Source organism: Microbacterium keratanolyticum (genome assembly GCF_016907255.1).
Taxonomy (GTDB): domain Bacteria; phylum Actinomycetota; class Actinomycetes; order Actinomycetales; family Microbacteriaceae; genus Microbacterium; species Microbacterium keratanolyticum.
Genome location: NZ_JAFBBQ010000001.1, coordinates 2,902,657 through 2,929,217 on the forward strand (window position 1 = coordinate 2,902,657; position 26,561 = coordinate 2,929,217).

The window sequence follows — 26,561 nt, forward strand, 5'->3', positions numbered from 1 at the left end:
ATCACTGCCGTCCTGCTGCTCGTCGCAGCGGTTCTTCTGGTTGCATTCGCCGGGCTGATGGCCGCGATCGATGCCGCATTCGGTGTCCGATCGCGCAGCGACCTGGAGGCCATGGGCGAGGACGGGCGGAACGCTCCCTCGCTCGCCCGGATCGCGGAGAACCCGGAGGTGCACACCAACGCGGTGTCGTTCATCCGGGTGCTCGCGGAAACGACGGCAGCTGTGCTCGTCACGGTCGCGTTCACCCTGTTCTTCGGGAACATCTGGTGGGCGATGCTCGCCGCCGCTGTGCTCATGACGGGCATCACCTTCGTCCTCGTAGGAGCGAGTCCGCGCTCATTCGGTCGCCAGCACGCCGATGCGATGCTGCGCGCCTGCGCGCCGCTGGTGCGCGGGATGCGCCTGATCCTGGGGCCACTCGCGCAGGGGCTCGTCGTCGTCGGGCGCCGTGTCACCCCGGGGGCGGGTCGCAGCACCTTCACCTCGGAGGAGCAGCTCCTCAGCATGGTCGATGAGGCCGCCTCGCATGATCTCATCGAGGACGACGACCGCGAACTGATCCACTCCGTCTTCGACTTCACCGACCAGTTCGTGCGCGCTGTCATGGTGCCGCGCACCGACATGGTGACAGTGGACGCGGACGCCACGACGAGCGAGGCGATGGGGCTGTTCCTCGATCGTGGAGTCTCGCGCATGCCTGTCGTCGACGATGAGGCGGATGACGTCGTCGGCGTGCTCTACCTGAAAGACCTCGTCCAGTTCGCGTTCCGCGACGAGGTCGGCTGGAAGACCGGCTCCGTGCGCACGATCGCACGCCCGGCCAGCTTCGTCCCCGAGTCGATGCGCGCAGAGACCCTGCTGCAGCAGATGAAGCGCGAAGCGGTCCACGTGTGTCTGGTCGTCGACGAGCACGGCGGGATCTCCGGCCTCGTCACCCTCGAAGACCTCATCGAGGAGCTCGTCGGCGAGATCGCAGACGAGTACGACCTGCCGTCGTCAGAGGTCGTCGCGCTGGACGACGGACGCTACCGCGTGAGTGCTCGCCTGAGCCTGGAAGATGTCGGTGACCTCTTCGGCATCGATCTCGAAGACGATGACGTCGACTCCATCGGCGGTCTGCTCGGCAAGGCGATCGGGCGCATCCCGCTGCCCGGCTCCACCGCGGTCGTCCGCGGTCTGGAACTCACCGGTGGCACCTCCCGCGGACGCGGACGCGGCCTTGCGACCGTCTTCGTCGCTCGCGCCGAAGACGAGAAGGAACAGGACACAGACCATGACTGAGCTCGACTCGGAGAACCGCAGCGGCTTCGTGACCTTCGTGGGTCGACCGAACGTCGGAAAGTCGACGCTCACGAACGCGCTCGTCGGCGAGAAGATCGCCATCACGAGCGCCAAGCCTCAGACGACGAGGCGTGCCATCCGAGGCATCCTCAACCGCCCCGGCGGACAGCTGGTAATCGTCGACACCCCCGGCATCCACAAGCCCCGCACGCTCCTCGGTGAGCGCTTGAACGACCTGGTCGAGCAGGTGCTCGGCGATGTCGATGTGATCGGCTTCTGCGTCCCTGCGAACGAGAAGATCGGTCCCGGTGACCGACGGATCGCGGCGTCCCTCGACGGCTACCCGCGTGCGAAGAAGATCGCGATCGTGACGAAGGTCGATGTGGCCGGACGCGATGAGATCACCGAGCGCCTCATGGAGGTCGACGCGCTGCGCGAAGACTGGGCCGCGGTCATCCCGCTTTCGGCACTGACACGAGTGCAGCTCGACGTGCTTTCGGATGAGATCCTGCAGCTCATGCCGACCGGACCCGCGCTGTATGACGACGATGTCGTCACGGACGAGTCGACGGAAGACCGGATCGCCGAGATGATCCGCGAAGCGGCGCTCGAGGGCGTACGTGATGAGCTGCCGCACTCGATCGCCGTGGTCGTCGACGACATCGAGCCGCGGGAAGACTCGGATCTCACCGACATCCACGCCTCGATCGTCGTCGAGCGCGACAGCCAGAAGGCGATCATCATCGGCCACAAGGGCTCGCGTCTGCGCGACGTCGGCGCTCGAGCACGGGCCCAGATCGAGGACCTACTGGACACCCGTGTGTTCCTCAAGCTGCACGTGCGCGTCGCCAAGGAATGGCAGCGCGACCCCAAGCAGCTGGGGCGTCTCGGATTCTGAGCGAGGCGGATCGCCGGCGTACGGTCGTCACTCGACCGGGCTGAGCGCGCTGGTGATGCGCACAAGCCCCGGACCGAACACAGCGTCGGCTGCCCGTTGCAGTGTGCCGTCGTCCCAGATGACACTGATCCTCAGGTAGCCCCACCCCAGGTCGGGCACTGAAATCAGCATGTCTTGCGCGCCCAGGAGCCGCTCCTGAATGCTGAGGAGTGTCGCTTCGTCACCGTGTCCGCCGAACTCCGTCTCAGTGAGGTGAGGCGGCGGCGAGGGAGTGTCGGAGACCTCGAGCTGCGCACCATCGAACGTGCCAGATACGGCGTACGGACCGCCGAAGCGGACACCGCGGACCTCTTCCCACCCATCCACGGCTTCCCACTCCCACCCTGAGAGCACGAGTCCGCCGACGCACTGCGGAGGGAGGGACTGCAGCTCACCCGCGAGGCAGAGTTGCGGGCCCCCGTCGCGCTCGATCACCGTTCCCCACCCCTGCACCTCTCCTGAGGGCAGTGTCGGCTCCGGGGATCCGAGAAGCGAGGCCAAGGTCGGAGCTGGTGGAGTCTCGTCACCCGTGCCCTCCAGCAATGGACGGACGATCACGGCCCCTGCGCCATGCTCCTCGTCGAAGGCACGCTGCAGCGCACCGTCATCCCAGATCACGCGCACCAGTGCGCGGCCGTTCTCCAGCGTGGTCGCGACGTAGCCGTCGCCGAGGAGCTCGTGTGCGTGGGCCTCCACGGCGGATGCCGCGACCAAAGGTCCGGGCTCCACCGGGACGGGGAAGTCGCGTCCCGCATCCATCTCATACGGGGGAGGCGCGCTCGTCACGGTGAGGGCAGTGCCATCGAACCTGCCACGGATCACGCAGAAGCGTCCTTCGGAAGCCTGCAGGCCACCCCACGTCACCTCGTTCGTCGTCTCGACTCCCTCGAGTCCCTCCCAGGACCATCCCCGCAGCGGGAGAGCCCCAGCACAGTCGTTCAGGGGATCAGTGTCCGGCGCGGCATCCAGACAGATCACGGTTGAGTCGTCTCGTTCGATGACCGGACCGCGTGCAACCACCTCATTCGAGGGAGGCGCCGCGGGCACCCACGTGGCGAGCGGGGCGTCGGCGCCGGTGGCCGCGGACAGTGCCGGTGCCGGCTGGCATGCCGTCACCGTGCTGACGAGAGCAGCGATCGCCGCCGCAGCGAGCGCACGTCGAGGAAGCCAGGTGAAGGGAGCCATATCTGGGAGTGTCCGATTGGAGCGGAACGTTACCGACGCTGCGTGACAGCGAAGCGGAATCCGGCTGTTATCATGGTCGCATGCGCTTTGGCGGTCTGCTTCTTCTTAGCTGCCGCGACGAGTCCTAATACAGGGCCTTCCTCGTCGCGGCGCTTGTGTTGGCCCCACACATTTTTGACGAAGAGAAGTAGCCATCATGAAGAACACTCAGCGCCCCTCCGCGATGCCGGTCCACAAGTACCGTCCGTATCACGAGCAGCTTCGCGTCGACCTGCCGGATCGCACCTGGCCCGATGCCCGAATCACCGAGGCACCCCGCTGGTGTGCGGTTGACCTGCGCGACGGCAATCAGGCCCTGATCGACCCGATGTCGCCCGAGCGCAAGCGCGTGATGTTCGACCTGCTGGTGAGCATGGGCTACAAGGAGATCGAGGTCGGCTTCCCTTCGGCGAGCCAGACGGACTTCGACTTCGTCCGCCACCTGATCGACGACAACGTCATCCCCGACGACGTGACGATCCAGGTGCTGACGCAGGCACGCGAGCATCTGATCGCGCGTACCTACGAGGCGATCGCCGGCGCGAAGCAGGCCATCGTTCATCTGTACAACTCGACGAGCGTGCTGCAGCGCGATGTGGTCTTCCGCACCGACAAGCAGGGCATCATCGACATCGCGCTGGAAGGTGCCCGCCTGTGTCGGGAGTTCGAGAAGCGCATCCCCGAGACGCAGGTCTTCTACGAGTACTCGCCCGAGAGTTACACGGGTACAGAGCTCGAGTTCGCGGCAGACATCTGCAACCAGGTGATCGAGGTCTTCGAGCCGACCCCCGACCGCAAGGTCATCATCAACCTGCCTTCCACGGTCGAGATGTCCTCGCCGAACGTCTACGCCGACTCCATCGAGTGGATGAGCCGTCACCTGAACCACCGCGAGAACATCATCATCTCGCTGCACCCGCACAACGACCGGGGCACGGCGATCGCTGCGGCCGAACTCGGATACATGGCAGGCGCGGACCGCATTGAAGGATGCCTGTTCGGCAACGGCGAGCGCACCGGCAACGTCGACCTGGTCGCGCTGGGAATCAACATGTTCACGCAGGGCATCGACCCCCAGATCGACTTCAGCGACATCGATCAGGTCAAGCGCACCGTCGAGTACTGCAATCAGCTGCCGGTGCCGGAGCGCAGCCCCTGGGCGGGTGACCTGGTCTTCACCGCGTTCAGCGGGTCGCACCAGGACGCGATCAAGAAGGGCTTCGAGGCCATGGCGGCGACTGCGGCCGAGAAGGGCGTCACGGTCGACGAGATCGAGTGGGCCGTGCCGTATCTGCCCGTTGATCCGAAGGATCTGGGGCGCTCGTACGAGGCCGTCATCCGTGTGAACTCGCAGTCCGGAAAGGGCGGGGTGGCCTATCTGCTGAAGACGGACCACGCGATCGACCTTCCGCGCAAGCTGCAGATCGAGTTCTCCGGTGTCGTCCAGGCGAAGACCGATGCCGAGGGTGGCGAGGTCACGAGCGAGCAGATCTGGAACATCTTCACGGATGAGTACCTGCCGGCAGATGACGCGGACGCCCGCTGGGGTCGTTTCGAACTGTTGGGCACAGAGACGCGCAGCGACATGTCCGGTGCGGTGTCGCTCGATGTCGTGTTGCGTGACGACGACGAACGGCAGACGGCCTCGGCTCAGGGCAACGGCCCGGTGGCAGCTTTCGTCGAGATCCTGCGCGGCCAGGGCTTCGACATCACCGTCTACGACTATGTGGAGCACGCCCTCAGCTCGGGTGGCGACGCGCAGGCCGCCGCGTACGTCGAGCTGCAGGTCGGTGACCAGCGTCTCTGGGGCGTTGGCATCGACAGTGACATCTCGACGGCCTCGCTCAAGGCGATCGTTTCGGGCGTGAACCGCTCGATCCGCAGCCGAGACCGCGAGTTGGCGTCGGTCTGAGACAACGAGAAGAGGGCGGATGCCGCGCAGCATCCGCCCTCTTTCGCGTCGACGTCACGGCTTGATGATCGGTATCATCCCCGTCTCCGCGGCGACCTTGCGGCGGTATAGACGGCGCTGCTCCGGCAGTGAGAGATCGAAGATCACGGCCAGGACGCGAATGACGGCGGTCACGACGATGCCGACGATGCCGGCGATGACGAGATCAAGGCCCAGCGCGTAAGCGCTGACGATCACGATGCTTCCCGCGGCTGCCGCGACGGCGTAGAGCGAGCCGACGTGCATGATCGCCACGGGAAGACCCATGATCACATCGCGCAGGATGCTGCCGCCGACGGCAGCGCAGACGCCGATGAACACGGCGGGCACCGGAGGGACACCCAGCCCGATGGCCTTGCTGGTGCCGAATGCGCCGAACATGCCGATCACGATGGCGTCCAGACCGACGATCACTCCGTTGGCGCGGTTGAGCAGTCCTGCCAGGAGCATGCCGATGATGGCGGCGCCGGTCGCCGTGAGCAGGTACCAGTTGCTCTGCAGCGTCGCGGGGGGAAGCCCCAGCATGAGGTCGCGGATGAGACCACCGCCCATGCCGATCAGGATGCCTATGATCGCGACCCCCAACAGGTCGAGTCGCCGTTGCCCCTGGAAACCGGAGGCGAACATCGCACCCTGTACGCCACCGAGGCCGACGCCCAGGAGGTCTGCCCAGAGCGGAATCGTGAAGAGCGGTTCAGTCACCCCTCTATTGTCCGGGGTGCGAGGGATAATCGAGTAATGCCCACATACCGTGACGAAGCAGTGATCCTGCGCACCCACAAGCTGGGTGAAGCCGATCGCATCGTCACCATGCTCTCGCGACGGCACGGCAAGATCCGTGCGGTCGCCAAGGGCGTGCGCCGCACATCATCGAAGTTCGGCTCGCGTCTGGAACCCTTCATGGTCGCCGACGTGCAGCTCTACCAGGGGCGCTCGCTCGACATCGTGCAGCAGGCCGAGTCCTTGGGCGCCTACGGCGCCGACATCGTCGTGCACTACGACCGATTCACCTCCGCGAACGCGATGGTCGAGACGGCAGATCGCATGAGCGACGCGGAGGCGACGCCGGAGCAGTACCTGCTCCTCGTGGGTGGTCTGCGAGCGCTTGCGCGCGGCGAGCATGCGGCGCGCAGCATCCTGGATTCCTATCTGCTGCGTGTCATGGCGCTGTCCGGCTGGGCGCCCGCGCTCGGTGACTGTGCTCGATGCGCGCGCACCGGGCCGCATCCGATGTTCGTCGCCCAACTGGGCGGAACGGTGTGCACGGACTGTGCGCCCGCGGGCAGCGCCCGGATCAAACCTGCGACCCTGTCGCTCCTGCATGCACTGGTCGCGGGAGACTGGCAGAGCGTTGATGGTGCGTCGCCGACGGAGCACGCGGCGGCTTCCGGCCTCGTCTCGGCCTACGCGCAATGGCACATGGAGCGCGGCATCCGCTCGCTCGCACACGTGGAAGGAACACTGTGAGCCCCAAGCCCTACACGCACAAGGATGCTGTGGCCTATCGCCCCCTTGACTGGACGGGCGTCTACCCACCGGCGTTCCCCACCGCCGGGGTCCCCGAACACATCGCGATCGTCATGGATGGCAACGGGCGCTGGGCGAACCGTCGCGGGCTCAACCGGATCGAAGGACACAAGGCCGGCGAGGAGGTGCTCCTGGACGTCGTCGCTGGCGCCATCCAGGCGGGCGTGAAGCATCTCTCCGTCTATGCGTTCTCGACCGAGAACTGGGCGCGTTCCCCCGAGGAGGTGCGCTTTCTCATGGGCTACAACCGTGACGTGCTCCACCGCCGACGCGATCAGCTCAACGAGTGGGGTGTGCGTGTGCGCTGGGCCGGACGCAAGCCGCGCCTCTGGGGATCGGTCATCAAAGAGCTGCAGTACGCCGAAGAGCTCACGCGGGGCAACGACACCCTCACACTGACGATGTGCGTCAACTACGGCGGGCGCGTCGAACTCGTCGATGCGATGCGTGCGATGGCCGAGGACGTCAAGGCCGGGCGGCTGAAGCCCAGTGCGATCACCGAGAAGCAGATCCGCAAGAACCTCTACGTGCCGGACATGCCGGACGTCGATCTGTTCCTGCGGAGCTCGGGGGAGCAGCGCACCTCCAACTTCCTGCTGTGGCAGTCCGCCTACGCCGAGATGGTTTTCCTCGACACGCTGTGGCCGGACTTCTCCCGGTCGGAGCTGTGGCGGGCGATCGGCATCTACCTGTCGCGCGATCGGCGCTTCGGCGGGGCGATCAACACCCCTGACGCCTCCGCCTGACGGAGCAACCAGCGCTCGGTCTCGCGCGGATGCCGGAGGCGGACGATCGTGAGGGTGGGGAACTGCTCCTCGCGATCCGGCATCCGCTCTGTCCAGAACCTGCGCGTCTTCGTCTGCCAGGCGAGGATGTTCTCTGCGGGGTCACGTGTCGCGAATAGGCGCCAGAGGGGTTTCTCGACGTTGCCGTTGTACATGCGCGTGCGGAGCACGCTGCGCAGGAACGTGCGTCGCAGCAGGCGCCAGCGCACGATATGCCACGGATAGTCAAGCCACAGCGCAAGCTCCGCCCGCGGTGTCATGATCTCGTCCGTGCCCTTGCTCGTGTACTGCCACTCCGTCACCCAGCGGTCCGTCGCGGAGAAGGTTCGCACGTCGTCGAGGAACTCCGGGCGGGGCGTCCAGTCGGCCCCGTGGTGGAGCGCGTCGATCTCGTGGTGCTCCAGACCCCAGAGAGCGGCGATCCGCCCCGCGAGCGTCGTCTTTCCTGATCCGGTGACCCCGGCGATGAGCACGCGCCGCGGGGTGAGAGGAAGAGGGTCATCGCAGGAGAGCACCGAAGGATGCTAGCAAGGGAATACGTCATCGTTGCATGCGGTTGGATATGAATGTGACTGAACCCATCTCCATCGACATCTGGTCCGACATCGCCTGCCCGTGGTGCTACATCGGCAAGCGCAATCTTGAGAACGGGCTCGCGGCCGTGGCATCCGACGAGGACGCGCCGCAGGTCAGCGTCACCTTCCATTCTTTCGAGCTCTCGCCCGACACCCCCGTCGACTTCGACGGCGACGAGATCGACTTCCTCGCGGGGCACAAGGGCATGCCTCGTGAGCAGGTGCAGCAGATGCTCGACAACGTCACCGGCGTCGCGGCGAAGGCCGGGCTCGAGTACCGCTTCGACCTCCTGCAGCACACGAACACCGTGAAGGCGCACGAGCTCCTGCACCACGCCAAGGCGAAGGGACTGCAGCACGAGATGGAGGAGCGCCTCATGTCGGCGTACTTCACAGAAGGCAAGCACGTCGGTCGCGTCGATGACCTGGTGGAGCTCGCCGCGGAGGTTGGACTCGACGCCGCGGAGACGCGCGAGGCCCTCGAGTCTGCTCGTCACCTCGACGATGTCCGCGCGGACCAGGCGCAGGCTCGTGCCTACGGCATCCAGGGGGTGCCGTTCTTCGTGATCGACGGCCAGTACGGCATCAGCGGTGCGCAGCCCGCGGAAGCGTTCGAGAACGTTCTTCGCGACCTGTGGGCGCAGCGCCGCGGCGCTGTCGCGGCGTCCGCCGAGTAGACCAGACGAGAGGGGGGCGGCTCCGAGACCTCTCGGAGCCGCCCCCCTCTCGTCTGCCAGGAATCAGCGGGTCAGAGCGGCGTTGATCGCCGTCACGATCGCAGGATCGTCGGGGCGGGTCTTCGGGCGGAAACGCTGCACAGAGCCGTCTGCCGACACTAGGAACTTCTCGAAGTTCCATTCCACGCGACCGGTCTTGCCGGCGGCATCCGGAGTCTGCTTGAGCGTCTTGTAGAGCTCGGTGGCGTTCTTGCCGTTGACCTTGATCTTGTCGACGACCGGGAAAGTCACCCCGTAGGTCGTGGAGCAGAAGTCGAGGATTTGCTCGACCGACCCCGGCTCCTGACCGAGGAACTGGTTGCAGGGGAACCCGACGACCGTGAATCCGCGGTCTCCGAACTCGCGCTGCAGCTGTTCGAGCTGCTCGTACTGCGGCGTGAGCCCGCACCGGGAGGCGACGTTGACGACGAGGACCACGTCCGCTCCGAGATCGTCGAGGGTCTTCTCCGCGCCCGTGGCGTCGCGGAAGGGGATGCTGCGCAGTGCCGTTTCGCTCATGCTGACAGCCTAGAGCGGCTTCGCCCACTGAGGGCCGAGCGTCTGGGAGAATAGGGGAGTGACACTTGCCCCTGCTCCCGCCCGCTCGCTGCGCATCGGTCCTCTCGAGATCGATGTTCCGGTCGTCCTCGCGCCGATGGCCGGCATCACCAACACCGCGTTTCGACGACTGTGCCGTGAGTACGGAGCGGGTCTGTACGTCAGCGAGATGATCACCTCGCGGGCGCTCGTGGAGCGCAACGAGGTCACGATGCGCCTGATCCAGCACCACGAGAGCGAGACACCGCGGTCGATCCAGCTGTTCGGCGTCGATCCGAAGACGATCGCCGAGGCGGTGCGAATCATCGTCGCGGAAGACCACGCCGACCACATCGACCTCAACTTCGGCTGCCCGGTCCCGAAGGTCACCCGCAAGGGCGGGGGAGCAGCGCTGCCGTGGAAGAGCACGCTGTTCAACGACATCGTCACGCAGGCGGTGAAGGCCGCGGGCGACATCCCCCTCACGGTGAAGATGCGCAAGGGCATCGACAAGAACCACCTCACTTTCCTCGACGCCGGTCGTGCGGCTGAAGACGCGGGCGCTGCGGCGATCGCGCTGCACGCACGCACGGCGTCGGAGTACTACTCCGGGCATGCCGACTGGAACGCGATCGGTGAGCTGAAAGAGGCCATCACCTCGATCCCGGTGCTCGGCAACGGCGACATCTGGTCGGCCGACGACGCGGTGCGGATGATGGCCGAGACCGGATGCGACGGCGTCGTCGTCGGACGCGGATGCCTCGGGCGGCCCTGGCTCTTCGGTGAGCTCGCCGCTGCGTTCGATCCGACCGCCACGCCCAAGGACGGCCCCCTCGTCGATGCCACGCTCGCCTTCGTCGGCGCAGCATTCCGTCGGCATGCCGAACTGCTCGTCGAGTTCTTCGAGGACGAGGACCGCGGCTGCCGAGACATCCGCAAGCACGCGGCATGGTACTTCAAGGGATACCCCGTCGGCGGCGATCTCCGTGCGCAGCTCGCGCGCGTCTCGAGTCTCGCCGAGATCGACGACCTCGTCGGCCAGCTCGGCGATGCGCCCTACCCCGGCAGCGCCGCGGAAGGGCAGCGGGGTCGTGCGGGAACCCCGAAGCGCACGGCGCTGCCGGACGGATGGCTGGATTCGCGGGAGATCGGCGCAGATGCGTCCGACATGCTGCGCGGCGCGGAAGTCGAGAATAATGGTGGTTGACGGGTACGACGCCTCCGACGTCGAACGATTCATCCCGGAGCACCACCGATCCGAGCGTCCCGACTTCGCGCGCGATCGTGCCCGCGTCCTGCACTCCGCGGCGCTGCGGCGCCTCGCAGCCAAGACGCAGGTGCTGAGCCCCGCCAATCCCGTGGACTTCGCGCGCAACCGACTGACCCACTCCCTGGAGGTCGCGCAGGTCGGCCGCGAGCTCGCGACCCGGCTCGGTATCTCGCCGGATATCGTCGACACGGCGTGCCTGAGTCACGACCTGGGGCATCCGCCGTTCGGTCACAACGGCGAGCGCGCCCTCAACGAGTGGGCAGAGGACTTCGGCGGCTTCGAGGGAAATGCGCAGAGCCTGCGCATCCTCGTCCGCCTGGAGCCGAAGGTGTCCGCGGCAGACGGACGCAGCGTGGGGCTCAATCTCACACGCGCCAGCCTGGATGCGACCTGCAAGTATCCGTGGACGATCGACGAGCCGCTGCCGGATCCCGGCGGGCGGCTGAAGTTCGGTGTGTACCCCGATGACGAGGATGTCTTCCGCTGGATGCGTGACGGCGCCCCCGGCCGCGTCCGCTGCATCGAGGCAGAGGTCATGGACCTCTCCGACGACATCGGCTACTCCGTGCACGATTTCGAGGACGCCGTGACGAACGGCTACCTCGACCCCGCTCGACTCACCGACCCCGCGGAGCACGAGTCGCTCGTGACGGCGATCCAGCGCTGGGTCGGCTTTGACTTCTCGCGCGAAGAGCTCGAAGAGGCGCTCTTCCGTCTCACGAACCTGCCCACCTGGCTGCGGTCGTTCCGTGGGACGCGCACGGATCTGGCGCAGCTGAAGAACCTGACCTCCGATCTCATCGGGCGATTCGCCCGTGCCGCGACCAGCGCGACGCAGGAGCAGTACCCCGGCACACAGCTGACCCGCTACCGCGCCCACGTCGTGGTGCCACGCGTGGTCGAGGTCGAGATCGCTGTTCTCAAGGGGATCATCGGCGCGACTGTCGTCACGATCGATGGACGCAAGGAGCTCTACCGTGAGCAGCGTCGGGTGCTCAAGCGACTCGCGACGGCGATCTGGGACAACGGCCCGGACGCTCTCGAACCCGTGTTCGTCGCCGACTTCCACGCGGCCGCGACAGAAGACGCACGACGGCGCGTCATCGTCGATCAGGTCGCGAGCCTGACCGATCAGGTGGCGCTCGCCTGGCACTCTCGGCTCGTCGGCGAGATCGACGCCGCCACGATCGGAATCTGGTCGCCCGCGCAGACCGCCCCCGCCGGGGTGCGCTGATGGCTCGTATCCGCCAGACCGACATCGACGAGGTCAAGGCGCGGACGAACATCGCCGACATCGTGTCCGACCGCGTGGCCCTCAAGTCGGCGGGTGTCGGTTCACTGAAGGGCCTGTGCCCGTTCCATGACGAGAAGAGCCCGAGCTTCCACGTTCGTCCGCAGGTCGGCTACTACCACTGCTTCGGCTGCGGTGCCTCCGGAGACGTTTACTCGTTCCTGCGTGAGATGGACCATGTGAGCTTCACAGAGGCCGTGGAGCGTCTGGCCGGACGCATCGGCTACACCCTGCAGTACGAGGATGGAGGTGCGGCGCCCGAGACGAGCGGACGCAGTCGGCTCTATGCAGCGAACACGGCCGCGGCCGAGTTCTTCCGCGCGCAGCTCCTGTCTCCGGAGGCGGAGACGGCCCGGCGCTTCCTCGGCGAGCGTGGCTTCGACGCCGGTGCTGCCGCGCACTTCGGCGTGGGCTACGCGCCGCGCGGCTGGGACGGCATGCTCAAGGCGCTCAGCGCGCTGGGTTTCACTCGCGAGGAGCTCACCACCGCGGGGTTGGTCTCGGCCGGACAGCGAGGCGTGTACGACCGTTTTCGCGGACGCCTGGTCTGGCCGATTCGCGACGTCACCGGGCAGACCATCGGATTCGGCGCACGCAAGCTCTACGAGGATGATCAGGGACCGAAGTACCTGAACACGCCGGAGACTCCCATCTACAAGAAGGCGCAGGTCCTGTACGGACTTGACCTCGCGAAGCGCGACATTGCGCGCGGCGAGCCGCGTCGTGTCGTCGTGGTGGAGGGATACACCGACGTGATGGCCTGCCATCTGGCCGGCGTCACGACGGCGATCGCGACGTGTGGCACCGCATTCGGCACCGATCACATCAAGGTCCTGCGTCGTGTCATGGGCGACGACTCTGGGGCTGGCGAGGTGGTGTTCACCTTCGACGGTGATGAAGCCGGGCAGAAGGCAGCGCTGCGCGCGTTCACGGAGGACAACCGCTTCAATGCCCAGACGTTCGTCGCCGTCGCACCGGACGGTCTGGACCCCTGCGACCTGCGCCTGCAGCGCGGCGATGCGGCCGTGCGCGGGCTGCTGGAGCGCAAGGTGCCGATGTTCGAGTTCGTGATCGACCGTCGACTCGCAGCGTTCGACCTCGGTACGGCGGAGGGGCGTGTCGGCGCCCTCCGGGCAGCGGCGCCCATCGTGGCGGAGATCCGCGACCAGCTCCTGCTTCCCGAGTATGAGCGCATCCTCGCGCGCCGACTCGGCATGGATCCCACCGCTGTGCGCCGCGCTGTGCGCGGGGCTGCATCCGGCTCTCGTGCGACATCGTCTGAGCCCACTCCGCCCGCATCCGCGCAGGACGGAACGGATGCTGCGCTTCCGCCCGTGACTCTGCGGTCGCTGCCCTCCACTCCGGAGGTCGCGCTCGAGCGCGACGCTCTCATGGGGGTCCTGCAGTATGGGCACCGGATCGAACCCGAGCTGCTACGACGCGCACTGGCCTCGCCGTTCACGACACCTGCGTTCGAGGCGGTGCGGCAGGCGATCGCGGCCGTGCCGGACCATACGCGTGCGGGCTGGTCGATGCAGGCCGTCGACGCCGTGCGGGAGCCGTACCGCTCCATCGCCGGTGAACTCCTGATGCGCCCGTTCCCCGCCCGTGACGAGGAGGGCGCCGCCTACTCGGCGACCGATCTCGCACGAGGCCTCATCGTTCGCGACCTCGAGCGCGAGAAGCATGAACTGCTCGGCGCCATTCAGCGGGTTCCTGCCGATTCCGATGGCGGGCGTGCCCTGCGAGTGCGCTTGCGCGACATCGACGCCGAGCGGCAGCGTTTCGTCGAATCCTGACGTGCGCCTCCTGAGTCAGGCAGGATGGGAGCATGGCCGGAGCGGGGAAGACTGCAAGTGCGATCGAGTGCGTCGATCTGGTGATCGACCGACTGGGGCACTCGGGTGCCACCCGTGCCGTCGACGGAGTCACGTTCGTTCTGGACGCAGGAGAGGTCCTGTGCGTCTCGGGCGCCACGGGGTCCGGAAAGTCGACGCTGGTGAGCACGCTCGCCGGCGTCACAGATCCGTCCCTGCGGATCGTCGGGGGCGACGCCTACGTCTGCGGAATTCCGATTCGGCGCCCTGGGCGACGTCACCGCGAGCTCACCTACCTGAGCGGGTACGTCCCGCAGGCCGCGGGCAGCGAGCTTGCTCCGACGCTCAGCGTGCAGGAGATCATTGCTGAGCCGATCCTGCAGCGGGAGCGAAGGGTCAACACTCGGGCCCTCTCGATTCGCGTCGCCACCCTCCTCGACGAGCTGCATCTGCCTCTGGGAGCTGCTGCGAAGTTCCCGTATGAGCTGAGCGCCGGCATGCGTCAGCGGGTGGCGATCGCGCGCGCGTTCATGCTGCAGCCGAAGGTGCTCATCGCGGATGAGCCTCTCGCTGGGCTTGATCCCGACGTCCGCCCCGTGGTTGCCGAGGCGATCGTGCGGCGCTGTCGCGACGGCATGGCCGCGCTCCTCGTCACCAGTGACGACAGCCTCGTCCGGCATCTCGGAGCCGATCAGCTCATCCTGCGCGACGGACACGTCGTCGCCCAAGGAAGCGGTGGCTCTTTGACCTGGACTCCGGGTACGGAGACGCTCTCTGCGCCCTGAGGAGAGAAACCTCGGGCGTGTCGCGAAATGGACGTGCGGGAGGGGCCAAAGTGGCAAAAGTGGCTCTCAGAGTTTGCTACGATAAATGAGTTGCCCGCGCAGCGGAGAACATTCCTCGGTAGCTCAATTGGCAGAGCAGCCGGCTGTTAACCGGCAGGTTCTTGGTTCGAGTCCAAGCCGGGGAGCCAACAAAACCCCTGGAACTCTACGGAGTTCCAGGGGTTTTCCCTTTCCTTGCTGTAACCCTGTTGGGCAGCGTGCAGTCTTGCCGTGCACAGGAACGCGAAGAGGGGCGCCGTCCGAAGACGATGCCCCTCTCAGTGGTGGGAAACGCTTAGCGCGCGGCGCCCTTCAGCGAACCCGTGACGTCGCCGGCGGGGTCGTAGACCACGCACTGCACGATGCGGTCGTCGGCCTGTGCCCAGGTCTCTGCCGTCGGCTCGATCGTGTAGACCTCGAGCGCGGATGCGTCGTAGGCGATGCCAGCGAAAGTCTCGAATGCGGGAAGGCACTCGGCCTCGATGGCTGCGGAGAGGGCTTCCGTGGTCGGGAAATCGCCCTCGGGGAGCGTGAACTCCCAGTAGACCTCGTCGGCGTGCGGTTCCGCGCAGGGCACGACGTCGGCCTCGGAGATGACGCCGCCCTCGCTCTGGGGCATGCAGTCACCCACCTTGAGGGCGAAGATGTCGATGTTCGCGGACTCGGTGACGCTGCCGGAGTCGTCACGCTGCGCGTCGGTCTTTCCGACCTGCAGAAGATCGGTGAGTGCGCTGCAGCCCGTCAGCGACATGGCCAGTGCGAGTGCGGCGACCGTCAGACCGGCGGCGCGAGAAAAGGACTGAGCCTTCATGCTGTGATATATCCCCTCGGTGAAAAGAATGGGCGCTGGTCACCAGCGCCCATCCGAAGGTAGCGGGCGGAGGGGGGACGCCGCAATTCACCCGTCGATCGTTCAGCGGAACTTAGCTCTCGAGGTCGTCGACTCCGGGCATCCAGCTCGCGCCAGGGCGCCCCCAGCCGCGCTTGCGGGCGATCTTCTGCACCGTCTTCCAGTCGCCGTCATCGAGCCGGTCGACGTAGATGATGCCGTCGAGGTGGTCGAACTCATGCTGCAGGATACGTGCGCGCCACCCGTCGACCTCCAGGCGCACGGGCGCGCCATCGAGGTCGATGCCGGTCACGATGACCCGGTCGGAGCGACGCAGCGCGAAACGCTCGCCGGGGAACGACAGGCATCCCTCGGACTCCAGATCAGGATCGGGGGAGCCCGGCTCCAGCGGGACCATCCACAGCTCCGGGTTGATCACCTCACCGCGCCAGGGGCGCTCGTCGTCATCGACATACGAGTAGGTGAAGATGCGCAGGCCCACACCCACCTGCGGAGCCGCGAGACCCACGCCAGGCGCCGCATCCATCGTCTCGTACATGTCCGCGACCAGCGTGCGGATCTCGTCTGTGATCGTCTCGACACGGTCGGCGACAGAATGGAGGACAGGTTCGCCCAAGATGCAAATCGGAAGTACAGCCACGCCTTAACCCTAGTCGCCGAGGGTTGCCCGGTAAGGTCGGAGGGTGAGCTGGGACACATGGGTGCGAATGGCCGGAGCCGAAGAGGTGGGCGATCAACTTGTCGGCGCCTTCCAGAACCCCGGACTCCTCATGGGCATCCCGCTGGCGTTGGCCGGTGCGGTGTTCATGTCGCTGGGCGCACAGTATCAGCACCGCGGTGTCGAGAAGGTCGAACGGCTGAGCGGATCGGATGCCGCATCAGGACTCTCCATGACACAGCTGCGCGGTCTTCTGACGCGGCCGTCCTGGCTGCTTGGCACGCTCATGCTGGGCCTGGCGATCGTCTGTCAGCTCGCGGCGCTGTCGGTGGCACCCCTCATCGTGGTGCAGCCGCTCGGCGTGATCGCGCTCGTCATGACCACCCTGATCAACGCACGCATCTCCGGCCATACGCCGACTCGACGTTCTGTCATCGCGATCGCCGCCTGCGTCGGCGGTGTCTTCGTCTTCGTCGGCTTCGCTGCCGTGTATGCGACAGAGAGCGACATCACCGAGCGCCAGCTGTTCACGATCCTCGCGATCCTGCTGCTCGTGATCATCCTGCTGGGAGCCTGCTGGCTCATCCTGCGCCACCGCATGCGGGCACTCTTCTACGTCACCGGCGCCGGCATCCTCTACGGATTCGTCGCGACACTCGCGAAGGTCGTCATCAAGCGCATCCAGGCGCAGGACTTCGACTGGATCACCCTGATCTGCGTCGTCGCGCTCATCGCCGCGGCCGCGGTCGGCGCCTACTTCGTGCAGACTGCCTACGGATCGGGCCCGCCGGATCTCGTGATCGCGGGACTGACCGTGATCGACCCCATCATCGCGGTGCTGATCGGACTGCTCGTCCTCGGTGAGGCGTCCTCCGCACCCTGGGGAGTTCTCGTCGCCTTCGGAATCACGGGCGCGGTCGCCGTCTGGGGCGTCGTGAGTCTCACCCGGCACCACCCTCAGGTGCTCAGCGAGAGCCAGGAGCTGCCCATCACGCGCGGCAGCAACGGCGACGGCACCGCAACGACGAACGCCCCCTGATCATCAGGAGGCGTTCGCGCGGAAAGTCGTTCAGTATGCGGCGTCGATGAGATCCGGCTCCACCTTCGAGGCGGCAGCCTCATCCACGAAGAACACCGTGCGCTTGCGGCCCTTCGCGCCAGCAACCGGCACGCTCGTGTAGTTGGCACCTGCGAGAGCAAGCCCCAGTGCCGAGGCCTTCTCAGCGCCGGTCAGGACGAGCCAGACCCGCTTGGACGCGTTGATCACCGGGCGGGTTAACGTGACACGCTCCGGCGGGGGCTTCGGCGAGTTGCGAACAGGCACCGCCGCCACATCTGTCACGAGAATCTCGTCACGGTCCGGGAACAGTGAGGCGATGTGCGCATCCGGCCCGACCCCGAGGAAGCAGACCGCGAATGACGGCCAGGCCTGCTCGGGGGTGCCGAAACGCGCAAGGTCCGCTGCATAGGCCTCAGCAGCAGCATCCAGCGACAGACCGGAGTCGCTCGCTGCGACCTCATGAATGTTCCCTGCGGGGATGTCGATGTGGTCGAGCAGAGCGGTTCGCGCCTGAAGAGCGTTGCGCTCTGCATCGGCTGCGGGAACAAACCGCTCGTCGCCCCACCAGAAGTGCACGAGCGACCAGTCGATTCCTGCCGCATCCGGATGCTGCGCGACGGCGCGCAGGACGGCCGCTCCCATCGAACCCCCGGTGAGCGCAATATGCGCCAGTCGGCCGTCCGCGGTGCGCGCGCGCACGCGCACCAGGAACCGATCGGCGACCCGCTGCGCGAGCGCGGCGGGATCGCTGACCACAACGACACGCTTCTCTGACGAATCGCGACCCATCGGTCTACTCTCCCGACTCCGGCGCGGACAGGTTGTTCCAGCCCTCGGTGATGACGCGCCCGTACAGCACGTCCGGATCCAGTCGGCGCAGCTCTTCAGCGAGGCACTCGCGAAGCGTGCGCCGCGGGAGGTGCAGCTCGTGATCGGGCTGGCCGGGCTGTGTCAGCACGGCCGTTCCCGGAACAGGCCGCTCCAGCAGAATGTCGCCGCTCGCGCGCGTCAGACGCACCGACTTGATGCCCTCCTGCCAGACCTCGGGCTTCTCGTGAGACCAGCGCACGGGAACATCGAGAGCGAGCTGAAGCCAGCCTGCGAGCAGTGCCGTCGACGGCGACGCCGCGGATCCGCGCACCTCCACACCGGTGACGGTCTCGAACGGCGGCTGGTCAAGGACAGCGGCAAGCTGCTCACGCCAGTGCGTCAGGCGAGTCCACGCGAGATCGGTGTCACCGGGTGCGTGTGTGCGACCGAGTTCTGCGAGCCGGGAGGTGACGTCCTCGGCCGTTGCGGCATCGGTGATGCGACGCTGCGCGATGCGGCCCAGGGGAGAGGTGGCGGGATTCTCCGGCGCTTCCTCCGGCCACCATGCCACGACCGGAGCATCCGGCAGAAGCAGTCCGGTGACGAGGCTCTCTGCGTTCGCCGCGGCGTCGCCGAAGGCGTGCAGGACGACGACCTCGCTCGCGCCGGCATCTCCGCCCACGCGGATCTGGGCATCCAGACGCGCCTCGCCGTCGCTTGTGGTGAGCACGATGACGCGCATCGGGTGTTCGCGGGACGCGTCGTTCGCCGCGTCGATCGCCGACTCTGCGACGCCGTTGCGGGCGGCGATGATCAGCGTGAGCACGCGTCCGAGGGCGACAGCGCCGCCCTCTTCGCGCGTCTTCACGAGCTGCTTGGCGACCTGGCTGACCGTGGTGTCGGGAAGGTCAATGATCACGGGCGTCTCCAGACTCGTCCGTCGCGGGCCAGCAGGGCATCGGCAGATTCCGGTCCCCACGATCCGGGTGCGTACTGTTCGATCGGTCCGCCCTGTGCGGTCCAGAACTCCTCGAACGGGTCGAGGATCTTCCAGGAGAGCTCGACCTCTTCGTGACGGGGGAACAGCGGCGGGTCACCCAGGAGCACATCGAGGATGAGGCGCTCGTAGGCCTCGGGGCTCGCCTCGGTGAACGCATGGCCGTAGCCGAAGTCCATCGTCACGTCGCGCACGTTGGTGCCCGCGCCCGGAACCTTCGAGCCGAAGCGGATCGTCACGCCCTCGTCAGGCTGCACGCGGATGACGAGAGCGTTCTGTCCGAGCTCGGAGGTCTGTCCGCGCCCGAAGAGATGCTGCGGGGCGCGGTTGAAGACCACCGCGATCTCGGTCACACGTCGTCCGAGACGCTTGCCGGTGCGCAGGTAGAACGGCACTCCCGCCCAGCGGCGGGTTCCGATCTCGACCTTGATCGCCGCGTAGGTCTCCGTGGTGGACTCCGGGTTCATGCCGTCTTCATCCAGGAAGCCGGTGACCTTCTCGCCACCCTGCCAGCCGCCGGCGTACTGCCCGCGGGCGCTGGCAAGGGCTAGGTCCTCGGGAACCTGAACAGCCGCGAGCACCTTCTCCTTCTCGGCACGCAGGTGCTCGGCAGACAGGCTGATGGGCTCTTCCATCGCGGTCAGTGCGAGCAGCTGCAGGAGGTGGTTCTGGATGACATCGCGTGCTGCGCCGATGCCGTCGTAGTAGCCGGCGCGACCACCGACCCCGATGTCTTCCGCCATCGTGATCTGCACGTGGTCGACGTAGTTGCGGTTCCAGATCGGCTCGTACAGCTCGTTCGCGAAGCGGAGCGCGAGGATGTTCTGCACCGTCTCCTTGCCGAGGTAGTGGTCGATGCGGAAGATCGAGTCGGCAGGGAACGTGCCCTCGAGAGCATCGTTCAGCGCGCGCGCCGAAGCGAGGTCGTGACCGAAGGGCTTCTCGATGACGACGCGGCGCCAGCGATCATCGTCCTGCTTCTCGTCGACGAGCCCGGACTCGCGCAGCTGCTTCGCGACCAAGGGGAAGTCCTTCGGCGGGATCGACAGGTAGTACGCGTGGTTGCCCATCGTGCCGCGCTCGGTGTCGAGCTGCTCCACGGTCTGGCGCAGGCGCGCGAACGAATCCGCGTCATCGAACGTGCCCTGGACGAAACGGATGCCCTGCAGCAGCTGCTGCCAGGTCTCCTCGCGGAAGGGCGTGCGTGCGTGCTGCTTGATCGCAGACAGCACGACCTCGGCGAAGTCCTGATCCTCCCAGTCGCGGCGGGCGAAGCCCACGAGCGCGAATCCGGGGGGGAGCAGACCACGGTTGGCGAGGTCATACACGGCGGGCATCAGCTTCTTGCGCGACAGGTCGCCGGTGACGCCGAAGATCACAAGGGCGCTCGGCCCGGCGATACGGTGCAGTCGGCGGTCGTCAGGATCGCGCAGTGGGTTGTTCCCGCGCGAGATGGGGACGGTCATCAGAGGGGGATTCTCCTACTGGGCGGCTTCGAAAAGGTCGAGGACGTCATCGGACGCCTCGGTGAGAGTGAGAGTCACGACGGGCCGGCCCTGCGCAGCGAGCACTGCAGCATCGCCTGCCGCCTGTGCCTGAATCAGCTGTCCGAAGGTGAACGGTCGCTCCGGGATCTCGAGGTCGACGTCGGTCGCCTCGAGGATCTGGAGGAAGACACCCTGCGCGGGACCCCCCTTGTGGTACTGACCGGTGGAGTGCAGGAAGCGCGGGCCCCAGCCGAACGTAGTCGGTCGGCCCGAGTCGGCCGCCACCATCTCGCGCAGTCCCTGCAGCTGCGTGAGTTCCAGGCGGTTGACGTAGGCCTGAATCGACACGTAGCCGTCATCAGCGAGCTGCGCCCAGAGCGCGTCGAGCACCCCGGCGATGGTTCCGGATGCGGCGAGCGACGGATCGGAGACGCGAACCTCGACACCGTCGAGCACGAACGCAGGCGCCGCGGGCTCGGGACGTGCGTCCAGCAGGCCACGGGCGGCGACCTTCGCGGACTCGACATCGGGCTGATCGAACGGGTTGATGCCGAGCAGGTACCCGATGATGACGGTCGCGTACTCCCACACCATGAACTGTGCGCCGAGCGTTCCGCTGACCAGGATCTCACCGGGGTGACGCTCACGCAGGTGGAACTCGGCGGCGTCATCGACGAGGCGTACGAGCTGCAGATCCGCGGGGGTGGACTCGACCTCGGGGGAGACCGGCAGGAGCACGACGGGAAGGACACCCGTGCCCTCCTTGCCCGTGGACTCTGCAATCAGCTGCTCGATCCAGTCCGGCAGGCCCACGATGTGGGTGCCGTCGGTGATGAGGCCGACCTTGTCCTTGCGAGGCTGCGCGCCCGCGATCGCGGCGGCAAGGCGCAGAGCGGGGTTCTCTGCCGAGTCGACGGCGACCTGGAGAAGCGTCGCCTCAGCCTCGTCGAGGAGCTCGGTGATGTCGACACCGGCGAGGCCCGACGGCACGAGACCGAAGGCGGTCAACGCCGAGTAGCGGCCGCCCACGTTGGGGTCGGCGTTGAAGACGCGGTAGCCGGCCGAACGCGCGGACTCGTCCAGAGGGGAGCCCGGGTCGGTGACGACGACGATGCGCTCGACGGGGTCGATGCCGAGGTCGCGGAATGCCGCTTCGAAGGTGCGACGCTGCGAGTCGGTCTCGACAGTGGATCCCGACTTCGACGAGACCACGAGCACGGTGTCTTCGAGACCCGCATCGATGGCGGCGAGGACCTGACCGGGGGCCGTCGAGTCGAGGATGGTGAGATCCACACCGGCGGTCTGGGCGATCACCTCGGGGGCAAGCGAGGATCCGCCCATACCGGCGAGGACGACGCGGGTGATTCCCTTGGCGTGCAGCTCATCACGCAGCGCTTCGATCTCCGCGACCAGCGGACGCGAGATCGAGACGGCTTCCACCCAACCCAGGCGCTTCGAAGCCTCTTCTTCGGCTGCCGGCCCCCAGAGAGTGGAATCCGCTGCCGTGATGCGCGAGGCGATCAGTTCGCCGACGAGCTGCGGAACGACGGCATCGATCGCCTCGGCGGCAGCACCGGACGCGTGGATCGCTACGCTCATCGCTGTGCCTCCAGCCCTTCTGCGACCTGAGCGAGCAGATCGTGCCAGGAGTCGATGAACTTCGCCACTCCTTCGTCTTCCAAGACCTGGGTGACGTCGACGAAGTCGATGCCGACGGCCTCGAGCCCGGCGAACACGGCGCGGGCGCCTTCGTAGCCGCCCGTGATCGTGTCGCCCGTGACGACGGCGTGATCGAATGTGGCCTCGAGCGTCTTCTCGGGCATCGTGTTCACCACATTCGCGGCGACGAGGCCGGTGACGTACAGGGTGTCCGGCAGTGCCGGGTCCTTGACGCCGGTGGACGCCCAGAGTGGGCGCTGAGCGTTGGCACCGGCCGCGAGCAGAGCTGCTGCGCGGTCGCCTGCGAAGACCTGCTCGTAGAGCTCGTAGGCGAGACGTGCGTTGGCGAGGCCCGCCTTGCTGCGAAGCGCGAGGGCCTCATCGGTGCCGATCGCGTTGAGACGCGCGTCCGTCTCGGTGTCGACACGCGACACGAAGAACGAGGCGACAGAGTGGATCGAGGACAGGTCGATTCCGGCTGCCTTGGCCTGCTCGAGGCCGGTCAGGTACGCGTCCATGACCTCGCCGTAGCGCTCGAGGCTGAAGATCAGGGTGACGTTGACGCTGATGCCTGCTGCGATCGCCGCGGTGATCGCGGGAAGGCCTGCCTTCGTGGCGGGGATCTTCACGAGCAGGTTCGGACGGTCGACCTTCGCCCACAGTTCCTTCGCCTGTGCGATGGTTCCGTCGGTGTCGTGCGCGAGGTCGGGGGAGACCTCGATCGAGACGCGGCCGTCGACGTGCGAGGTGGCCTCCCAGACCGGACGGAAGATGTCGAGAGCATCCCGGACATCCTGGGTCGTCGCCTCGAAGATCGCCTCTTCTGCGGAGGCGCCGCGGCCGGCGAGCTCTGCGACCTGTCCGTCGTAGGACGTGTCGTCGGGGTTCGTGATCGCGTTCGCGAAGATCGTCGGGTTCGTCGTGACTCCGACGATGTTGCGGGACTCGATCAGCTCGGCGAGGTTGCCGGACGTGATGCGGGTGCGCGAAAGGTCATCCAGCCAGATGCTGACGCCGGCTGCGGACAGCTGTGCGGTGGGGGTGCTCATGCGTTCTCCTTGAGGGTCTCGCGCGCCGCCTCGACGACGGCCTCGGCGGTGATGCCGAACTTCTGGAACAGGGTCTTGTAATCGGCGGAGGCGCCGAAGTGGTCGATGCCGATCGAGCGACCGCGGTCGCCGACGATGCCGCGCCACGTGAGGACGGAGCCGGCCTCGACGGAGACGCGAGCGGCCACCGCCGACGGAAGGACGCTCTCGCGGTACTCGGCCGACTGCTCGTCGAACCACTCCAGCGAGGGAGCCGACACGACACGGGCGTTGATGCCCTCGGCAGCGAGCGTCTCACGGGCGGCGACGGCCAGCTGAACCTCTGAGCCGGTGGCGATGAGGATGACGTCGGGGGTGCCGTTCGGAGCTTCGGCAAGGACGTAGGCGCCCTTGGCCGCGTGCGAGGCCGCTGCGAACGTCTCACCGGAAGCCCCGCCCTCACCGCGTGCGAAGACCGGAAGGTTCTGTCGGGTCAGTGCAAGACCCGTCGGCCCACCGTGGCGGCGCAGGATCTCCAGCCAGACGGCCGAGGTCTCGTTGGCGTCTGCGGGGCGCACGACGGCGAGGTTCGGGATGGCACGCAGCGAGGCGAGCTGCTCGATCGGCTGGTGGGTCGGGCCGTCTTCGCCGAGTGCAACCGAGTCGTGCGTCCAGACGAAGATGCTCGGCACGTTCATCAGGGCAGCCAGTCGAACGGCGGGCCGCATGTAGTCGCTGAAGATGAGGAAGGTGCCGCCGAAGGGGCGGGTCGGGCCGTGCAGCACGATGCCGTTGAGGATGGATCCCATGGCGTGCTCGCGGATGCCGAAGTGCAGCACGCGACCGTAGGGGCTGCCGCTCCAGTCGTGCGTCGACCACTCGGCAGGGATGAAGGACTTCGCACCGGCGATCGTGGTGTTGTTCGAGCCGGCGAGGTCAGCGGAACCGCCCCACAGCTCAGGCAGCTCTGCGGCGAGTGCGTTGATGACCTTGCCCGAGGCTGCGCGGGTGGCGATTTCCGTGCCGGCCTCGAAGATGGGCACCGCTGCATCGATGTTCTCCGGCAGCGCGTGCGCCTCCAGGCGGTCGAGCAGCGTCTTGCGCTCGGGGTTGGCGGCGGCCCAGGCGTCGAAGTCCGCCTGCCAGGCGGCGCGCGCCTCTGCGGCGCGTCCGATGAGCGAGCGGGTGCGCTCGATCACAGCATCCTCGACCACGAAGCTCTGCGTCGGGTCGAAGCCAAGGACCTCCTTGGTCGCGGCGACCTCGTCGGCGCCGAGCGCGTTGCCGTGCACCTTCTCGGTGCCCTTCTGGTTGGGAGCCGGCCAGCCGATGATCGTCTTGAGAATGACGAGCGTCGGCTTCGAGGTCTCAGCCTTGCCGGCCTCGATCGCCGCGTTCAGCTCGGCGATGTCTTCGACGTACTCGCCGGTGCGCCGCCAGTCGACGTGCAGCACCTGCCAGCCGTAGGACTCGTAGCGTGCGGCGACGTCTTCCGTGAAGGCGACGTCCGTGTCACCCTCGATCGAGATCTGGTTGGAGTCGTAGATCGCGATGAGGTTGCCGAGCTTCTGGTGACCGGCGAGCGAGGATGCCTCACTCGTCACGCCCTCCTGCAGGTCGCCGTCGCCGGCGATGACGTACACGAAGTGATCGAACGGGCTCGTGCCTGCGGCAGCATCCGGATCGAACAGACCGCGCTCGTAGCGCGCGGCGTAGGCGAAGCCCACCGCCGAGGCAAGTCCCTGTCCGAGCGGGCCGGTGGTGATCTCGACACCCTTGGTGTGGCCGTACTCCGGGTGGCCGGGCGTCAGCGAGCCCCAGGTGCGCAGCGCCTTGATGTCGTCGAGCTCGAGGCCGAAGCCGCCGAGGTAGAGCTGCACATACTGCGTGAGCGAGGAGTGGCCGACCGAGAGGATGAAGCGGTCACGGCCGAGCCAATCGGTGTCGGCGGGATCGTGACGGAGCACGTGCTGGTAGAGCAGGTAGGCGACGGGAGCCAGGCTCATCGCGGTGCCGGGGTGGCCGTTGCCGACCTTCTGCACGGCGTCTGCGGCCAGCACGCGCGCGGTGTCCACGGCGCGTGCATCGATCTCGTCCCACTGCAGTTCTGACACGAATATGCCCTTTCACACGATTGAGGGCGCCCGTGATTCCAGGCGCGTTCTCCGTCGTTGGAGAGAGGCGTGAAGAGATGCACCGGGCGCGCGAGTGGTTTCAGCATAGTGCGGTCCCATGGTGCCGCGGCGCTCTTTGACGACGCATCACGAACGGCCCGTGCACCTCGGCGGCGTGCAATAGAATGGACACTGATTTATGCGCACGCGCAGAAGGAGGCGATCAGCATCTCAACGATCTCGCAGCCGGTCGTGGCAGATCGCTCGCTGAAGCGGACCATCAAGGCGTACATCGCTCTGACGAAGCCCCGCGTTCTGGAGCTTCTGCTCGTTTCGACCGTTCCGGTGATGTTCCTCGCCGAAGGTGGTCTGCCCAACCTCTGGCTCGTCCTGGCGACGGTCATCGGCGGCGCCATGAGCGCCTCTTCGGCGGCGTCCTTCAACATGTATCTCGATCGAGACATCGACAAGCTGATGAAGCGGACGCGCAACCGTCCGCTCGTGACGGGCGAGATCTCCGATCGCGCTGCGCTCATCTTCTCGTGGGTGCTCGCCGTCGCCTCCACCGTCTGGCTCCTGCTGACGACGAACCTGCTCACCGCTGCGCTGTCTGCCGGTGCCATCTTCTTCTACGTCGTGATCTACACGATGATCCTGAAGCGCCGCACCGAGCAGAACATCATCTGGGGCGGTATCGCCGGCTGCTTCCCCGTGCTCATCGGGTGGACGGCCGTGACCGGCTCGCTCGCCTGGCCGCCGTTCATCCTCTTCATCGTCGTGTTCCTGTGGACGCCCCCGCACTACTGGCCGCTGTCCATGCGCTACAAGGACGACTATGACGATGTCGACGTCCCGATGCTCGGCGTGACGCGTTCCGCTCGCCAGGTCGGTCTGCAGGTCATTCTCTACGCATGGGCGACGATCGTGTGCTCGCTGCTGCTGATCCCGGTGGCGGAGATGGGGTTGGTCTACACGATCTCGGCTCTCGTCTTCGGCGGATGGTTCATCTACGAGTCGCACCGCCTCTACAACCATGCGGTGAAGGGGCGCGACATCGCCCCGATGCGCGTCTTCCACGCGTCGATCACCTACCTGACGCTGCTGTTCATCGCTGTCGCGATCGACCCGCTCATGCCGTTCTGAGGCACGGAGCGCGAGCCGAC

Annotated in this window: 24 protein-coding genes and 1 tRNA gene; 13 read left to right on the forward strand and 12 right to left on the reverse strand. The window is 66.8% G+C overall.

Annotated features, from left to right (window positions below):
* Positions 1-1,281 (forward strand): hemolysin family protein, encoded by a 1,281-nt coding sequence (locus JOD62_RS13975; protein WP_204940229.1) that lies wholly within the window; start codon positions 1-3, stop codon positions 1,279-1,281.
* A complete protein-coding gene (gene era / locus JOD62_RS13980) occupies positions 1,274-2,179 on the forward strand; it encodes a GTPase Era (protein WP_204939847.1) in 906 nt (301 codons plus the stop codon). Before JOD62_RS13975 ends, era begins: the two co-directional genes overlap by 8 nt.
* A gap of 27 nt (positions 2,180-2,206) precedes the next feature.
* Here the strand turns inward: era and JOD62_RS13985 are convergent, their stop codons facing one another.
* The gene (locus JOD62_RS13985; protein WP_204939848.1) at positions 2,207-3,403 is read right to left on the reverse strand and encodes a hypothetical protein; all 1,197 of its coding nucleotides are present in this window, start codon (positions 3,401-3,403) and stop codon (positions 2,207-2,209) included.
* 196 nt (positions 3,404-3,599) lie between these two features.
* Between JOD62_RS13985 and leuA the strand changes: the two genes are divergently transcribed.
* On the forward strand, positions 3,600-5,354 hold the full coding sequence (gene leuA, locus JOD62_RS13990; RefSeq protein WP_204939849.1) for a 2-isopropylmalate synthase: 1,755 nt from the start codon (positions 3,600-3,602) through the stop codon (positions 5,352-5,354).
* A 54-nt stretch (positions 5,355-5,408) separates the two neighbouring features.
* Here the strand turns inward: leuA and JOD62_RS13995 are convergent, their stop codons facing one another.
* Complete coding sequence (locus JOD62_RS13995; protein WP_204939850.1) at positions 5,409-6,095, reverse strand: trimeric intracellular cation channel family protein; 687 nt, start codon at positions 6,093-6,095, stop codon at positions 5,409-5,411.
* Between the two features lie 36 nt (positions 6,096-6,131).
* On the opposite strand from JOD62_RS13995, the gene recO reads away from it, so the two are divergent.
* Complete coding sequence (gene recO, locus JOD62_RS14000; protein ID WP_204939851.1) at positions 6,132-6,860, forward strand: DNA repair protein RecO; 729 nt, start codon at positions 6,132-6,134, stop codon at positions 6,858-6,860.
* Positions 6,857-7,666 (forward strand): isoprenyl transferase, encoded by an 810-nt coding sequence (locus tag JOD62_RS14005; protein ID WP_204939852.1) that lies wholly within the window; start codon positions 6,857-6,859, stop codon positions 7,664-7,666. The genes recO and JOD62_RS14005 overlap by 4 nt, the downstream gene beginning before the upstream one ends.
* On the opposite strand, the gene JOD62_RS14010 is transcribed toward JOD62_RS14005, so the two are convergent.
* Positions 7,606-8,220: a P-loop NTPase family protein gene (locus JOD62_RS14010; protein ID WP_204939853.1), complete on the reverse strand. Its 615-nt coding sequence runs from the start codon at positions 8,218-8,220 to the stop codon at positions 7,606-7,608. The two genes, JOD62_RS14005 and JOD62_RS14010, sit on opposite strands and share 61 nt — an antisense overlap.
* Positions 8,221-8,273: 53 nt before the next feature.
* Here JOD62_RS14010 and JOD62_RS14015 point away from each other — a divergent pair, with 53 nt between their 5' ends.
* The gene (locus tag JOD62_RS14015; RefSeq protein WP_204939854.1) at positions 8,274-8,957 is read left to right on the forward strand and encodes a DsbA family oxidoreductase; all 684 of its coding nucleotides are present in this window, start codon (positions 8,274-8,276) and stop codon (positions 8,955-8,957) included.
* A gap of 63 nt (positions 8,958-9,020) precedes the next feature.
* Here the strand turns inward: JOD62_RS14015 and JOD62_RS14020 are convergent, their stop codons facing one another.
* Positions 9,021-9,515 (reverse strand): glutathione peroxidase, encoded by a 495-nt coding sequence (locus tag JOD62_RS14020; RefSeq protein ID WP_204939855.1) that lies wholly within the window; start codon positions 9,513-9,515, stop codon positions 9,021-9,023.
* Between the two features lie 58 nt (positions 9,516-9,573).
* Between JOD62_RS14020 and dusB the strand changes: the two genes are divergently transcribed.
* The 5 genes from dusB (at position 9,574) to JOD62_RS14045 (ending at position 14,884) form a co-directional block, all read left to right on the forward strand.
* Positions 9,574-10,740 carry a tRNA dihydrouridine synthase DusB gene (gene dusB / locus JOD62_RS14025; protein ID WP_204939856.1) on the forward strand — a complete coding sequence of 389 codons (1,167 nt, stop codon included), beginning with the start codon at positions 9,574-9,576 and terminating at the stop codon, positions 10,738-10,740.
* The gene (locus tag JOD62_RS14030) at positions 10,730-12,037 is read left to right on the forward strand and encodes a deoxyguanosinetriphosphate triphosphohydrolase (protein WP_204939857.1); all 1,308 of its coding nucleotides are present in this window, start codon (positions 10,730-10,732) and stop codon (positions 12,035-12,037) included. The genes dusB and JOD62_RS14030 overlap by 11 nt, the downstream gene beginning before the upstream one ends.
* Positions 12,037-13,893: a DNA primase gene (gene dnaG / locus JOD62_RS14035; protein ID WP_204939858.1), complete on the forward strand. Its 1,857-nt coding sequence runs from the start codon at positions 12,037-12,039 to the stop codon at positions 13,891-13,893. Before JOD62_RS14030 ends, dnaG begins: the two co-directional genes overlap by 1 nt.
* Before the next feature lie 32 nt (positions 13,894-13,925).
* On the forward strand, positions 13,926-14,696 hold the full coding sequence (locus JOD62_RS14040; protein WP_204939859.1) for an ATP-binding cassette domain-containing protein: 771 nt from the start codon (positions 13,926-13,928) through the stop codon (positions 14,694-14,696).
* Between the two features lie 112 nt (positions 14,697-14,808).
* Positions 14,809-14,884: transfer RNA gene (locus JOD62_RS14045), tRNA-Asn, on the forward strand.
* A gap of 146 nt (positions 14,885-15,030) precedes the next feature.
* Here JOD62_RS14045 and JOD62_RS14050 read toward each other — a convergent pair.
* Together JOD62_RS14050 and def are read right to left on the reverse strand one after the other, a co-directional pair.
* Positions 15,031-15,546 carry a septum formation family protein gene (locus JOD62_RS14050; protein WP_204939860.1) on the reverse strand — a complete coding sequence of 172 codons (516 nt, stop codon included), beginning with the start codon at positions 15,544-15,546 and terminating at the stop codon, positions 15,031-15,033.
* Positions 15,547-15,658: 112 nt separating this feature from the next.
* On the reverse strand, positions 15,659-16,225 hold the full coding sequence (def, locus tag JOD62_RS14055; RefSeq protein WP_204939861.1) for a peptide deformylase: 567 nt from the start codon (positions 16,223-16,225) through the stop codon (positions 15,659-15,661).
* A gap of 67 nt (positions 16,226-16,292) precedes the next feature.
* Here def and JOD62_RS14060 point away from each other — a divergent pair, with 67 nt between their 5' ends.
* Complete coding sequence (locus JOD62_RS14060) at positions 16,293-17,282, forward strand: DMT family transporter (RefSeq protein WP_204940230.1); 990 nt, start codon at positions 16,293-16,295, stop codon at positions 17,280-17,282.
* Between the two features lie 30 nt (positions 17,283-17,312).
* Here the strand turns inward: JOD62_RS14060 and pgl are convergent, their stop codons facing one another.
* The 6 genes from pgl to tkt are packed head-to-tail and all read right to left on the reverse strand — an operon-like array spanning position 17,313 to position 25,398.
* Entirely contained in the window at positions 17,313-18,092 is a 780-nt protein-coding gene (gene pgl, locus JOD62_RS14065) for a 6-phosphogluconolactonase (protein WP_204939862.1), read from the reverse strand.
* Positions 18,093-18,096: 4 nt separating this feature from the next.
* A complete protein-coding gene (locus JOD62_RS14070; RefSeq protein ID WP_204939863.1) occupies positions 18,097-19,032 on the reverse strand; it encodes a glucose-6-phosphate dehydrogenase assembly protein OpcA in 936 nt (311 codons plus the stop codon).
* Positions 19,029-20,576, reverse strand: a complete 1,548-nt coding sequence (zwf, locus tag JOD62_RS14075; protein WP_204939864.1) for a glucose-6-phosphate dehydrogenase — start codon at positions 20,574-20,576, stop codon at positions 19,029-19,031. The genes JOD62_RS14070 and zwf overlap by 4 nt, the downstream gene beginning before the upstream one ends.
* Positions 20,577-20,591: 15 nt before the next feature.
* On the reverse strand, positions 20,592-22,196 hold the full coding sequence (locus tag JOD62_RS14080) for a glucose-6-phosphate isomerase (RefSeq protein ID WP_204939865.1): 1,605 nt from the start codon (positions 22,194-22,196) through the stop codon (positions 20,592-20,594).
* Positions 22,193-23,305, reverse strand: coding sequence for a transaldolase (tal, locus tag JOD62_RS14085; protein WP_204939866.1), 1,113 nt, complete (start codon positions 23,303-23,305; stop codon positions 22,193-22,195). Before tal ends, JOD62_RS14080 begins: the two co-directional genes overlap by 4 nt.
* Positions 23,302-25,398 carry a transketolase gene (gene tkt, locus JOD62_RS14090; RefSeq protein ID WP_204939867.1) on the reverse strand — a complete coding sequence of 699 codons (2,097 nt, stop codon included), beginning with the start codon at positions 25,396-25,398 and terminating at the stop codon, positions 23,302-23,304. Before tkt ends, tal begins: the two co-directional genes overlap by 4 nt.
* Before the next feature lie 222 nt (positions 25,399-25,620).
* Between tkt and JOD62_RS14095 the strand changes: the two genes are divergently transcribed.
* Positions 25,621-26,541, forward strand: a complete 921-nt coding sequence (locus JOD62_RS14095) for a heme o synthase (RefSeq protein ID WP_204940231.1) — start codon at positions 25,621-25,623, stop codon at positions 26,539-26,541.
* Positions 26,542-26,561: the final 20 nt, after the last annotated feature.